Raw genomic sequence first — 14933 nt, forward strand, 5'->3', positions numbered from 1 at the left:
AACTTAATTCCCACATATCTTTCGGACGCTCTCGCCAAGAAAATGCCTCCGTTATTTTATTGAATAATATTTTTTCATATATAACTTCATATTTTTCCTGTTCAGGTGCTATTACCTTTTTCATCTTCGAAGCTCCTTTTTTAATTTATCACCAATTTTATAACATCTTTTTATTTCACTATCTATCTGATTGATCTTCACCAAAATATTTGGACTGGCTATACTAATTAGTACCCGTTTTATCAGGTTATTGTTACGATAAACAAAAAAACAAAAGAAATCACCCATGACAAATCGCATTTCAAGAAGAAAAAAACGCCGTTTTACTTACCAATTAAAAAAAAACAGATGGTGATTCTATATCAACATGCTAAAAAATAAACGAATATTGTTGCTGAGTATTGCATCACTAAATCCGCATTAAATAAGTGGATAAAGCAATATCAAACCACTGCCTATTGTTTAAACTCTGCACTAAATTTTTTGATACATAATATGTTCTCCTATGATTTGTACTATTTTAGGGGGATATTTAAACCTACTTCACTACCATTTTTCTTAGGCTTTTTCATTCATTTTGTATCTACCTATTTTTTACTCATTCGCTTAGTTCAAAAATAGGCAAATACATAAATTTATTTATAGCGTCATTTTTCTCGTTGCTTAGCAAGGTCAATAAGTTTGTCTAGGCTAATTAAAGAATTCATTACATTATTTTGACAAACACTTTCATCATTTTGATAGATATCTTCATCATCTTGATATGTATCTTCTCTTGTAATCCATATTAGCCAAGCTTTAACTGCTAAATATTCTTCAATGGTTAATGTTGCCCAGCGTTTAAATAGATAGCTGTCAGACAGTATTTTTTCAAAATCCATAATCCAAAATACAACTATATTTATAAAACCTTTAATCCTTGCTTTTTTATCCCCTATCGCTCTTGCTTTAGCTAAAGCCTCAGCTCTGGCCATAGCTCTTGCTTTAGCTCTTACTTTAGCTCTGGTTCTACCTAAAGCTATATCTATAGCTTTAGCTTTAGCCTCAGCTTCAGCCTCAGCTCTAACTATAGCTTCATCTTCAGCTATAGCTATATCCATAGCTTTCGCTGAAGTAATAAGTAACCCAGGTAAATAATAAGCATAGGCTGATGGAGTAAATACATATAAAGCATCATCATAGTTTACGTATATATCAAGAGTGATATCTTGCCAATTCTTACCCAAAAATTGTTTTAGCGCTATTTCATCATCAGGCATTATTATTGTTGCAGTTTCAAAACTTAATTCCCACATATCTTTCGGACGCTCTCGCCAAGAAAATGCCTCCGTTATTTTATTGAATAATATTTTTTCATATATAACTTCATATTTTTCCTGTTCAGGTGCTATTACCTTTTTCATCTTCGAAGCTCCTTTTTTAATTTATCACCAATTTTATAACATCTTTTTATTTCACTATCTATCTGATTGATCTTCACCAAAATATTTGGACTGGCTATACTAATTAGTACCCGTTTTATCAGGTTATTGTTACGATAAACAAAAAAACAAAAGAAATCACCCATGACAAATCGCATTTCAAGAAGAAAAAAACGCCGTTTTACTTACCAATTAAAAAAAAACAGATGGTGATTCTATATCAACATGCTAAAAAATAAACGAATATTGTTGCTGAGTATTGCATCACTAAATCCGCATTAAATAAGTGGATAAAGCAATATCAAACCACTGCCTATTGTTTAAACTCTGCACTAAATTTTTTGATACATAATATGTTCTCCTATGATTTGTACTATTTTAGGGGGATATTTAAACCTACTTCACTACCATTTTTCTTAGGCTTTTTCATTCATTTTGTATCTACCTATTTTTTACTCATTCGCTTAGTTCAAAAATAGGCAAATACATAAATTTATTTATAGCGTCATTTTTCTCGTTGCTTAGCAAGGTCAATAAGTTTGTCTAGGCTAATTAAAGAATTCATTACATTATTTTGACAAACACTTTCATCATTTTGATAGATATCTTCATCATCTTGATATGTATCTTCTCTTGTAATCCATATTAGCCAAGCTTTAACTGCTAAATATTCTTCAATGGTTAATGTTGCCCAGCGTTTAAATAGATAGCTGTCAGACAGTATTTTTTCAAAATCCATAATCCAAAATACAACTATATTTATAAAACCTTTAATCCTTGCTTTTTTATCCCCTATCGCTCTTGCTTTAGCTAAAGCCTCAGCTCTGGCCATAGCTCTTGCTTTAGCTCTTACTTTAGCTCTGGTTCTACCTAAAGCTATATCTATAGCTTTAGCTTTAGCCTCAGCTTCAGCCTCAGCTCTAACTATAGCTTCATCTTCAGCTATAGCTATATCCATAGCTTTCGCTGAAGTAATAAGTAACCCAGGTAAATAATAAGCATAGGCTGATGGAGTAAATACATATAAAGCATCATCATAGTTTACGTATATATCAAGAGTGATATCTTGCCAATTCTTACCCAAAAATTGTTTTAGCGCTATTTCATCATCAGGCATTATTATTGTTGCAGTTTCAAAACTTAATTCCCACATATCTTTCGGACGCTCTCGCCAAGAAAATGCCTCCGTTATTTTATTGAATAATATTTTTTCATATATAACTTCATATTTTTCCTGTTCAGGTGCTATTACCTTTTTCATCTTCGAAGCTCCTTTTTTAATTTATCACCAATTTTATAACATCTTTTTATTTCACTATCTATCTGATTGATCTTCACCAAAATATTTGGACTGGCTATACTAATTAGTACCCGTTTTATCAGGTTATTGTTACGATAAACAAAAAAACAAAAGAAATCACCCATGACAAATCGCATTTCAAGAAGAAAAAAACGCCGTTTTACTTACCAATTAAAAAAAAACAGATGGTGATTCTATATCAACATGCTAAAAAATAAACGAATATTGTTGCTGAGTATTGCATCACTAAATCCGCATTAAATAAGTGGATAAAGCAATATCAAACCACTGCCTATTGTTTAAACTCTGCACTAAATTTTTTGATACATAATATGTTCTCCTATGATTTGTACTATTTTAGGGGGATATTTAAACTTACTTCACTACCATTTTTCTTAGGCTTTTTTCATTCATTTTGTATCTACCTATTTTTTACTCATTCGCTTAGTTCAAAAATAGGCAAATACATAAATTTATTTACAGCGCCATTTTTCTCGTTGCTTAGCAAGGTCAATAAGTTTGTCTAGGCTAATTAAAGAATTCATTACATTATTTTGACAAACACTTTCATCATTTTGATAGATATCTTCAGCATCTTGATATGTATCTTCTCTTGTAATCCATATTAGCCAAGCTTTAACTGCTAAATATTCTTCAATGGTTAATGTAGCCCAGCGTTTAAATAAATAGCTATTAGACAGTATTTTTTCAAAATCCCTAATCCAAAATACGGTTTTATTTATAATAAAACCTTTAAACCTTGCTTTTTGTTTCCCTATAGCTAAAGCATTAGCTTCAGCTCTAACTATAGCTTCATCTTCAGCTATATCCATAGCTTTAGCTGAAGTAATGAGTAACTCAGGTAAATAATATGCATATGCCTGATGGAGTAAATAAAAATAAAGCATCCTAATTCCCGCATCTCTTTCGGACGCTCTCGCCAAGAAAATGCCTCTGTTATTTTATTGAATAATATTTTTCCTGTTCAGGTGCTATTACCTTTTGAATCTTTGAATAAAATCTTCACGAAGCTCCTTTTTTAGACGTTCTTTTATTAATCTATTACGAGTGGTATAACAATTTTTTATTTCGCTATGCATCTGTTCTAATTGCCGAACATGATCTGGATCACCACCGTTATAACAAAAATCATGGTGTCTTTTTCTAGCTGCATAAGCTTTTTTCTTGATCTCTATTGCATCTTCAATTTGTTCTATTGTGTATTTTTCACCGTTGCATTCATGCTGTGCACTCAATTCTTTCAACTCATGGTAATAAGTATTTAATTCTGCATCTGGATCACAACGTGGGTCTGGATTTCTTGGGACAGTGATTTTTTTCTTGCTTTCAGTAGAGGTAGACACTGATGGACAGAAAGCATGATCATTATTTGATGAACCATAGTTATATTCCTCTAACAATTTAATGCTATTTGATACTCCATAAGCTATACTGCCTCCCACAACTGCAACACATTGTGGGTTTGCCAAACATGCCCTTATGCCACCCAAAATGGGATAGACTATTGGAAATTTCCCTAAGGGATCTCGATATAAAAGCGGATTGCCACTGGCATAACTAAAGGTATTTATTCCGCCATTTAAGCCTATCGGATCGCTTTGGATATAACGCCCTATTTTAGGATTATAGTCCCTAAAATAATTATAAGAAAGTCCCGTTTCTTGATCATAATATTGCCCAGGAAAACGTAAATTTAAAGTAATTTGGTTATTAGGATCTAATACCGCATTACCAAAAGCGTCACTGTGCATTTTCCATGTTTGCTGACCTTGATTGTTAATGGCCAGTTGTGGCGTACCTAAATGATCCGTAATGAGATAATGGTAAGACGCAGTTTGTAGCGTCTGGTTAGCTGCAGTTAAACTTGCCTGCCACAATGGGCTTGTTCCCCATTCGGTATCAGGTACCCAACCATAGGCAACCGTCATCTGACCACGATGGTCTAATTCAGCAATCAGACCTTCATTTGTATAAATAAAATAGGTGATATCACCATTAATGGTTTTACTGATACGACGACCAAAAGGATCATATTGATAAGTCGCCAGTTCAGTTGTTTCATCGTTAACGCTGATAAGGCGCTCTGCTGCATTGTAGTGATAGCTTAATTTTTTATCTGCACTAACTTCAGTGGCTAACTGACCATTAGGCGTATAAGTCAAGGTGGTTTGACTAGCGCCTTCGCCCCATTTGATTAGCTGATTAAATTTATTATATTGCCACTCGCCTAATTGTTGCGCACTACCGATGCGATTACCAATAGCATCGTAGCTATAAGACTCTACAGTGAGTCCATTCTTTTGTAGTTCAATATTAGGTTTAGCAAGAATAAGCCGATCTAATAAGTCATATTGGTAATTGTTTTCCCCGTTTTCTGTTGCGATACGAGTTATATTACCCACCTTATCATAGCTATATTGACGATTTAATAATGTTTTGCGATTCGCCGTTAACCCTATCAGTAAAGGGCGCTGTAATGAATCATACTGCTTAGTTTGCGTTGCATTAGGATAAGTCACTTTAGATGGCATAAACCAGTGGTAATCACTCCACTTAATCACTTCGCCATTAGCCAGTGTTGCCTGTTTTAGTTGGTTTTTATCATATCCATAGGTTATTTTAGTATTATCAGGATAGCTAATGGAAGCTAAATTCCCCTCTTGATCATAAGCGTATTGCAAAGTCTTAGTAATACTATCTGCACCTGTGCCATAAGTAATCGTTTCTTGAGTTACTCGACCAAGTTTATCGTGCTGATAAACAAAGTGGGAATGGGTGTCACCAGTTTGTAGTATATCAATTAATTGATTAGCCTGATTATAGCTATAAGCGACAACCTGACTTGAAGTTGTTTGACCTTTTTCAATATATCTTTGTTTTATCAGATTTCCTGCCGCATCGTATTGGTATTGAATACGGTTGCCATTTGCTTGTTTTTTCTCGATTAATAGATTTGCTTGGTTATAGCTATACTCAACCTCATTTCCTAATGCCTTGGTTTCTTTAATAAGATTATTATTTTTGTCATATTCAAATCTGTATTGGTTATCATTTGCATCGGTGACTTGCGTTATGTTGCCTAATAAATCTGACAGATAACGGGTTTCATGACCTAAAGCATCTATAGATTTTACTATTTCCCCTAGAGCATTATATTCTGTTTGTGAGACCCGATTCGCTGCATCAATAACACTGATCATTAATCCTAATTGATCATAAATACGATGATTGGTTAATGTAGTATCCTTATCTAATTGCTGATTAATCTCAGTGACTTTATCTAAAGCATTATAATTATATGTCTCAGTAAAGGTTGGATAAATAACTTTAGCTAATAAACCCGCTAAATTAGAACCTTTTTCACCATATTCATAAGTTAAGATATTCCCTGCAACATCTACTTCCTGTATGAGTTTATCATCGGTATTATACGTTTGTTGAGTGACTAACCCCGTTGGGCTAATGGTTTTGATTAGGCGATATAAGTTATCATACTGGTAAGTAGTGGTTTGATTGAGCGCATCAACGACTTTTGTTTCATAACCGTTCTGATTAAAACTGTAACTATATTGGGTTTTATTACCCAACGCATCGACGACTTTGATTAATCGCCCCATTCTATCGTTCGACAAAGATACATTATGATTAAGTGGATCAATAGATTCCGTAAGATAACCCGCTAAATTGTAGTTAAACTGCCATAGTTGTTGTAGTGGGTTTTTTACTGTTTTTACTTGTCCCTGAATATTATAAGTGTATTGTGATTGATAGCCATTACCATCAGTATATGTTGCTATATTGCCATAGCGGTCATAAGTTTGTTGCAATTTAATCGCTTTATCACCACCACTAATAGTCGTGACAATTTGTTGACCATAATTGTCATAATTAAAGCTTATAATACGTTGTTCGGGTTTACCTGCCGCATATACAACTTCGATAGGATGACCAAAAGCATCGTACTGAAAGTTAATTACATCGCCTTTAGTATTCGTGATTTTTATTGGTTTATTGGCTTTATTGTATTCATAAAGCTCTGTGGCACCATTAGGGTAAGTGATTTTTATTGGATAGTCGGATTGATTATATTGCGTGGTTATTGTTAATCCACGTTGATTAGTATACTTAACCGAATGATTAGCTTTATCGCGTTGATAGGATTCAGTAATACTATCATTTACTGTTTTGGTAATAACACGACCTTTGGCATCAAATACAGTAACTGTTTTTTTGCCTACTGGATCATTAACAGTAATGGTATATTGCTTATTAACGCGATTATATTGACTATTAAAAATTGTTATAGCACCAGTTTTGTCGGTAATTTTACCTACTTGGGCCAATTTTGTATCGCGATTATCAGAACCAGTTGTCACAACTGTTTTTTTTGAAATAACCCCTCCGTCTTTACCACTCATCATAGCGGTTATCGGTGCAGGAGTTGATACGGTGTAATCAATTTTAGTTACACCACCATCTGGATCAGTTTTTTGGTTTAGTTGTCCATTTGCATCGTACCCATAATGCCATACATGACCAAGAACATCCGTGGCCTTGACCAGTTTATTTCCAGACCATTCATAACTTACAGTTCGCCCTTCACGATCACTAACTTTGATAAGACGTTCTTGATTGTCATAAATAAAACTATATACCTGTTCATCAAAATGATCTTTGATAGCAATACGGCGTCCTTCGTTGTCTAAGATAAAACTAACTTTTACATTATTAATATCACCATATTCTAAAACTCGACCTTTATCATCAAAATTAATCCAATTTCCCTGTTGATCGAACCAATGCCACCCACTATCTGTTTTCTTAATAGATATGTGTTTATAGGTGTATAATTGTTCCTTACCAGTACGTTGATACATGGTACCTGCACGATCAATGGTTTTAACACTATCATCTAATGGATCAAGAACAAAACGTAAATTAGCCCAAGCCGGATTTATATACCAACGACCATTAATCCAAGTTCGATTAAGTTTAACTTCACCACCAAGTACTTTGACCCTTAGGTCAATCGTACTTTCAGTATATTCTGTATTTGGTAATTTAACACTAGCGTCACTTGTACCAGATATTTTTTGTATATCACCATTATAAAGTTGTGCATACGCTATTTTAGATGATGAGGCAATCATTATTGTCATCACCATAAAGATTGCTATATACTTGTTTATATTTTTAATTATCATGTTGCGATCCTTTGTGTTGTTTGACACACTAATTTTCATTTTTTAAATTACCTAGCACCGCTTGCCGTACCGGCACTCGCACAACTAGCTTCTGGAGCACAACCTGGTGCTATTGGCATGGCTAAAGGAGAGCCTAAAGCGCTACCTGAATTAGTACCTGAACCCCAGTCCCAATTAAAATCTGCTAATGAACATTGCCCTACATATTGATAAAAATAACCACCGCTATTACCTTTAGATATGTCGCCATTAGCGCATATACTGTCATGTAGCTCTAAATAAGGCGCTAAATAACAGCTACTAGCCGCATTTTTACTTTTAAATAACATTGTTTCAACCGTTGCTTCTGGTTTAACACTTTGAGTTTGGTTCGGATCAAGGGCGGTGACTCGATAAGCAATAACTCTTTTTTCCTTAGGCAGGAGACTATTAGGTATTTCTCCAAAAAATTCATACTTAAATTTATTATCAGTTTTCGGTAAATTTAATACCACATTTTTAGCCTCTATCAGACCATAGTTAGTGATAGTGAGCTCACCCACTTTTTCCTCACCAATTTGTAAGCCCGCTAAATTAATAGACATAGGTTCTATCAAAACAACAGGTGCTGGTACCAAAGTATTGAAAGTTGCATTTAACTCAATATCATAAACATCTTTAATTTCTGTTTCTGTTGTACCAAATTCAATATTGATGTTTTGGTACTCTAAAAAGATATGTTCATTAATAGTAGTATTAGGGCGAATAACAATGCGACCTGACACATCCGTATGGTTTGGTGCACTCACACGATAGCGATAAACTCCTGTAGGGAGGTTTTCTAACAAGGCGATCCCTTGTTCATTAGAGATAATGCTATATTGTTGAGTAAGCACAGCTTCATTTTGCAACTTAATCGTCGCACCTTTTACGCCTGCAATAGGATTACCTTGTTTATCCAATGTTGCTGTATAGATATCAGCAATATCAAATTGTGCAATACCTAGACCGCTTTGTGTCACTGAAATACTGACGGGAATTGATCCTAATATATTGTTATTCTCTGCTATTTTAAGATTAAAACGATAAACACCATCACTTACCTTGTTATTTGGTTGAGCAACAATTTGTAAAGGTAGTTGTTCATCAACAGCAATTGATTCAATTGTTTTATCAGTAGCAATAAATATCCAGTTTGGCGCTGGATTACCACTTTCATCAAGAAGTTCAATTTGAACATTTTCTGCTTTAGCCAATCCTTTATTGCCTAAATGAATATTGGTACTCAACATTGTTCCCTGTTGCACACCCGTTTGAATATAATTTGGAACCGCATAAAGGGTCGGCATTGCTTGTCCTAATTGATAATCAATTTTCAATTTACCTCGTATTAAATCATTTGATTCATCAGCTAAAGCGACAAGATAAATACTTCCTTTTTCGGTTGCTGTATCATCAGCAATGAAATTAATCATGGTCAATTCAGTTTCACCACTATTTATATCAATTGGTTCAGATTTTATTTGTATCCCTTTTGGCAAAATACCATCTGGCTGATTATCTGCAGTTAATACCCAACGTAAATTTTTAGCAGTAATACTCGCTTTAGCTACCATATTTATAGGCATTGCAACGTTACGTGCCGCTTTTAGATGATAATTTTGATAATTAAAGGCGATACGATTAATTTCAAAACTAGCTTGTGAAGTCATAATTAATTCATCAGGATGAATAATGGCTACTTGATATATACCTGCATCGTTTTCTTGAGGCATAAAAGTATAAGAGAAATTTCCTTTATCATCAGTTGCAATGGCAATTTTCCGCTCAAAACCATTAACTTTTAATACTAACTTAACTGGTGCATTAGCAACCACAGTATTATCCTTCCGATAAATCGCCTGTCCTGTAATTGTAATAGGCTGTAGTCCATAGCTAACTTTTGGATTGATATTGGTAACTTTCCCTGTATAAGCTGTCGGCGGTGGTGCAGGAGGTTCCATTTTAACCATTACCTCACGTTCAATTGTAACAACTTTACCACTGGTATTAATCGCTTTAACGGTTAATTTATGTTTACCATTATTTTGTTGTGTTAATGGCCAATGAACTTGATAAGGAGATTTGGTTAATGTTGAAAATAATTGGTCATCAAGGTAAACTTCAACTTTATCAATTCCTAATTCATCTGTTGCAGATATCTGGATATCCATAGGGGCAAAAATCACTTGATTATCTGCTGGTGTTATAATGGTTGCCTTTGGTGTCGGTAGTTTAAAACTAACTGAAACAGGTTTACTGTGTTCACTTATACCAAAATCATTATTAAGTACCGCCGTTAATTGATAATTCCCCTCGGCTTTAAGATCAACAACTTGATAAAAATAACCATTTTTATCAACTGTAACTGGATCATTAACCATTCTCCCATTCAAATATAGCTGCACTTTTCCAGCTTCCTCAGCTTTACCTTGAACCTTTAAATTTGATATTTTAACCGTGGAATTAGAGACTGGTTGAATTAATATTGGCGCTGTAACACCGATAGCGAAAGGCTCTGTATAACCTGATTCATTACCAGCTTTATCAGTTACATTTAAGCGCGCATATAATACTTCATTATCTTTAACTGGCAAATTCGAAATTTGGTAGCTATTTGCATCAATTTGGATATCTTGATCAATGAGAGGTGTATCAAAGCGCTGGTTAGTTGCTATTTGTAAATGTCCAGATTTAACGCCACTTAAATTATCATAAGTTGAAAAAATCACTTTCACTGTATCACTATTAATACGATTAAATTGTTTGAGCTTAACCACTGGTTTTATCGTATCAATAGTCACTAAAGTTGAAAGAGGAGACCACATTTCCCATGTTCCACCATTATTAATACTTCCTCTAATACGTGCTCGATAAGATTGACCATTTTGCAAATCATTAACAAATGTAAATTGACCTACATCGCCAACAACTTCTCTATACACTGTATTACCAGATGGATCTTGAATATCAATTTCATAACTATTGAGTGGACTAATTTTTTGCCATGACCAGCTTGGCGCTTGATGGCTATAACGGTTAACTGGTATTGGTGCATCTGACGTTAATCCTGAAATGTCAAAAAAATTATAAGATGCATTTTGATCAACAATATATTTACTAAAATCACTATTTGGTGTAAATAAAATCGCTTGTTCTGGTTTAATAACATTTGCAGTGTCACAACCTATTTGTGTATAGTTTGAAGTTGTGCCTTGGATACCTATTGTAGCACTGCTACCTTTGCTACGTTCGCCTATCAAATAACGATATTGATACTTAATTTGATTAGAGTTTTCATAAAGAATAGCCTGAAATGTTCCCATGGGAAGATTACTACCAAAGTAATACTGGTTAGTCCATTGAACAATTAACCTCCTATTAGGTGCCTCACCCTGAGTTTCATACTGAATAGTCCCTGTCGGCTGGCCTGCAACATTGGTTCTTAAATCATCCCAAAACACATACAGTGTATCATTATAAGAAGGAAGACAAGAATTAATGAAGGAGCTAGTTGGGTTAGTAAATTGAATCAAACCATTAGTTGTGACATAAAATTTATCAAAATTGCTACCATAATAGTTAAAGCTAAATCCTATTGGAAAAGGACCTGCATATTGATCGTCACCATATAATCCAGTATTTGTAGCAGCATAACTAGAATGATAAACAAATATAGACAAAACAAAGAAAAGGATTGCATATTTATTTTTTTGTTTTATTGATTGTCTTTTTGAGGGCTTTATATTTAATTTTAAAGATAGATTTTTCCATCGTTTATAAACTTTCATTTTTTGCTCCATTAGAGTTAAAATTTATTATTAAATTATAGCGTTAGCCTACAAGGCTTAGACAAACTCTTGCCTGCATTATTAATCAAGTTTGCCTGTTGCTTCACATATTGTTGATAACCAGCTAAACCGCCTTCTAACCAAACAACTTCGCTTGACTCAGGAAACGTTAATTTGCGTTTTAATAATTTAGTGATATGTTCATTAGGGGGGATTAATACATATTGTATAAAGGTATCATTGTTAATAATTTTATTTTTAAAAAAATGTTTTATAGCTAGATTAGATTCTTCTGATAAATTAAAATTTCTAATAGGTTTTTCAGGTAATGTATTAATATCTTGTGGCATTAAACCAATTGTAATGATCTGCCAGTTAATAGTTTTACTACCTAATAGAAATTCTTCAGGGGTTATTGTATTTGATAACTGTAGGTTTTGTTCTTTTAGCTTGGACCACGTTCTAATCCCCCCTAATAAAGCAAAAAGATGCTTATAACCTTTTTGCCTTAGCGTATTGATTGTTCGATTAATCGTTTGTTGTTCAAAACCTGTTCCAACTAATACTACTGTTTTATCATAAAGAAAATCCTTTTTTTCTAAATGATTAAGCGGGATAGTTAAAATACCTAATTGATTATCTGAGTTAAATAAGTTCGATCTAACATCTATCCATACTACATCATCTGATAAATTACGCGCCTGTTCAATGGTTAACCAAAACGTCTTATCTAATGATTCTTTATGTTGATTAATAGGCAAATGAGTAAAAAGATCTCTATAATTTTGGATATCTTCTTGACAATTATTAATTTCATTTGCAGAAATCTGACAACAAAAAGACAAAACAGTACAAGAAAATAATAATCTATATAGCAAATTAGAATGACAAACTGACATTTTTAAAATTCTTTTCAAGTTATTTAAATAAGTTTTAACACAATTAATTTTTATTTATTATTAAGATAGAATATAAATCTGGATATTTGTTATAAAACAAGCGACATAAGCACAACCTATATAAGTATATGTTTTACTTATATAGGTTAAGATTGATAGGGATGATCAAATAATTTTTATAATGGTGTTACATATACTTTGATATTTCCATCCTTAGTAGCAGACATATAGAAATTACCTGTAAATTCATTATTTTTTCCAAGAATACCTGATTTAAACGGAATGAATATATCGGATTTAAAGCTATAATCTCTACTTACTTCTGCTTTACAAACCTTACTTTCCAAATCAAAATTTGCCTTTCCTGGGCAATAACGACTAGTCATTGCAACGCCAGAAAACTTAACCAAATAAGACTTATCCGCTTGGAAATTATAATTTTTAGGTAATAATTCATTTAATGAATATCGAAAACCTTTTATAATTGAGGTCGTGTTGGTTAATGAATTTTCCATATCAAGAGGCACTACGATCACTTTTATCGTTTCTGTTTGTTTGGCTAGTAGATAGATATTTCCTGTGAAGTGACTATCTCCATGAAGGATACCTGACTTAGAAGGGATAAAAATATCTGTCTTAAAAGCATCTTTCTCAAAAGTATAATTCCTATTTAAATCCGTTTTGCATTTTTTAGAATTTTCATCAAAATTATTCTTTCCTGAGCAAATACGAGAAGCTATGTTACCAATAAATTCGATCATATAAGACTTATTGGCTTCAAAATAATAGTTTTCTGGTAATAATTCATTAAGTGAATATTTGGCACCTTTTGTTACTAAAAACGTGTCTACTATTGCTTTTGTTTCGTTTATATCACTCTCATATAAGGTATAACTTCCTGTACTATTAGTATCAAATAAATGAATATAATAAGACCAAGATAAATCATCGTTACGAATTTTGGATTGCCAAATATTTTCTGCAGGTAATACCTTGCCATCAGAACGAATTACCTTATTCATCTTTTGATTGCCGAAACTTGGATCAGCTATTTTTACATAAACTTGTCCTTCCGTTTTTGGAAAAACGAGTTTTGTTTCTTTACCAACTGTAGTGAGTGTGGCATTAAGTGATTGATCTGATAGATCTGTGTTGAATCCTTCGGATTCATATACACGAATTACATCACCATCTAATGCTAAAAAGTCTGTAATATTATCTCTATCGGGTAAATCTACTTTTACATTATGAATCAAAGTATGCGTATTTACTGTTTTTAATAAAGATGTTACTGAGCCACCTAACGTATCAGCATGGGTAAAAGTCGCATCAAACTCCACAAATTTACCATGCAAGCTAGTCATCATATCCCAACGCCCAACTTTAGATGAGTGCCCAGCAATATCACCAAAATCTAATAATAAACTTTTGTTGACCGCATGATCCCCCATATAGCTACCTAAAATATTGAAGTCAATCAATAAATTTTGTTTATTTTCAACAATTTTAGGTTGTGCAGAATCGATGACAGTTTTATAAGAAGTACCATGACCTTCATTCTTAACACGTACACCTAATGTAAAAGGAATAGAGGGTTCAATTTCAGGCGTAAAGGGATCATCCCCATAAACTTCGCTTGGTATAAAATAATCTAATGTTAATAACGGCTGAGGTTTAATTACAACATAATCAGGTGGAACTTCTACGCTTACTTCTTGTCCATTCAATGTATAAGTAACTTTAGCTCCAATATAATATAATGTATCATCAGATTGCGCCGCACCATATGCAGGAACAATTAACCAATGAGCTTCAGCTTTAGTCTTTGCTTTTATCTCACCATCACCATTAATACTATTAATGCCAGATAATGAGTTAATGCGATAAAAAAACTTTGCATCGTTATCATTAGCATTTTGAGTTGTCGCTACTTGTTGATTATTTCTATCAGTAAAGAGCAATTCTATACGTATATTTTTTAGTATCGAATCCTCTAGGCCATTATTAATTATCATTCGAGCATCAAATGCTTGCCGTTCAAATGATAATTTTTGTTCTATAACTATTTTTACTTCTGCACATATCGCATCTTGCGCAAATACTAACTTGCTAGAAGTAACGCTACAGAAGAAAAAAAGTATCCATATAAAGTACCAATAATATTTTTGTCTGCATTTTAAAAGTATGTTCATTTATAATTGACCTTTTATAATATTTTTATTCTGAATGAATCCATTTATAAGCGAATAAAATAACTTTTCCTATTTTTTATAGATTGA

7 protein-coding genes are annotated in these 14933 nt (G+C 33.1%); all 7 read right to left on the reverse strand.

Going from position 1 to position 14933, the window contains the following annotated elements; all coding sequences use genetic code 11:
- Positions 1–647: 647 nt before the first annotated feature.
- Complete coding sequence (locus A9G47_RS14025; protein ID WP_065642932.1) at positions 648–1403, reverse strand: hypothetical protein; 756 nt, start codon at positions 1401–1403, stop codon at positions 648–650.
- A 523-nt stretch (positions 1404–1926) separates the two neighbouring features.
- On the reverse strand, positions 1927–2682 hold the full coding sequence (locus A9G47_RS14030; protein WP_065642932.1) for a hypothetical protein: 756 nt from the start codon (positions 2680–2682) through the stop codon (positions 1927–1929).
- A gap of 512 nt (positions 2683–3194) precedes the next feature.
- Positions 3195–3665 (reverse strand): hypothetical protein, encoded by a 471-nt coding sequence (locus A9G47_RS11440; protein WP_141674855.1) that lies wholly within the window; start codon positions 3663–3665, stop codon positions 3195–3197.
- A gap of 51 nt (positions 3666–3716) precedes the next feature.
- Positions 3717–7907 carry an RHS repeat domain-containing protein gene (locus tag A9G47_RS11445; protein WP_176700706.1) on the reverse strand — a complete coding sequence of 1397 codons (4191 nt, stop codon included), beginning with the start codon at positions 7905–7907 and terminating at the stop codon, positions 3717–3719.
- An 86-nt stretch (positions 7908–7993) separates the two neighbouring features.
- Positions 7994–11755, reverse strand: a complete 3762-nt coding sequence (locus A9G47_RS11450) for an Ig-like domain-containing protein (protein WP_065642935.1) — start codon at positions 11753–11755, stop codon at positions 7994–7996.
- Between the two features lie 35 nt (positions 11756–11790).
- A complete protein-coding gene (locus A9G47_RS11455) occupies positions 11791–12654 on the reverse strand; it encodes a rhodanese-like domain-containing protein (protein WP_065642936.1) in 864 nt (287 codons plus the stop codon).
- Between the two features lie 176 nt (positions 12655–12830).
- On the reverse strand, positions 12831–14846 hold the full coding sequence (locus A9G47_RS11460; protein WP_065642937.1) for a hypothetical protein: 2016 nt from the start codon (positions 14844–14846) through the stop codon (positions 12831–12833).
- Positions 14847–14933: the final 87 nt, after the last annotated feature.

The sequence above is a fragment of the Gilliamella sp. WF3-4 genome (genome assembly GCF_001690275.1).
Taxonomy (GTDB): domain Bacteria; phylum Pseudomonadota; class Gammaproteobacteria; order Enterobacterales; family Orbaceae; genus Gilliamella; species Gilliamella apicola_C.

Bases quoted from the DNA above. Each gene is read 5' to 3' on its own strand.
- A9G47_RS14025 (WP_065642932.1), bottom strand. From the start codon at position 1,403: ATGAAAAAGGTAATAGCACCTGAACAGGAAAAATATGAAGTTATATAT.
- A9G47_RS14030 (WP_065642932.1), bottom strand. From the start codon at position 2,682: ATGAAAAAGGTAATAGCACCTGAACAGGAAAAATATGAAGTTATATAT.
- A9G47_RS11445 (WP_176700706.1), bottom strand. From the start codon at position 7,907: ATGGTGATGACAATAATGATTGCCTCATCATCTAAAATAGCGTATGCA.
- A9G47_RS11450 (WP_065642935.1), bottom strand. From the start codon at position 11,755: ATGAAAGTTTATAAACGATGGAAAAATCTATCTTTAAAATTAAATATA.
- A9G47_RS11460 (WP_065642937.1), bottom strand. From the start codon at position 14,846: ATGAACATACTTTTAAAATGCAGACAAAAATATTATTGGTACTTTATA.
- A9G47_RS11455 (WP_065642936.1), bottom strand. From the start codon at position 12,654: ATGTCAGTTTGTCATTCTAATTTGCTATATAGATTATTATTTTCTTGT.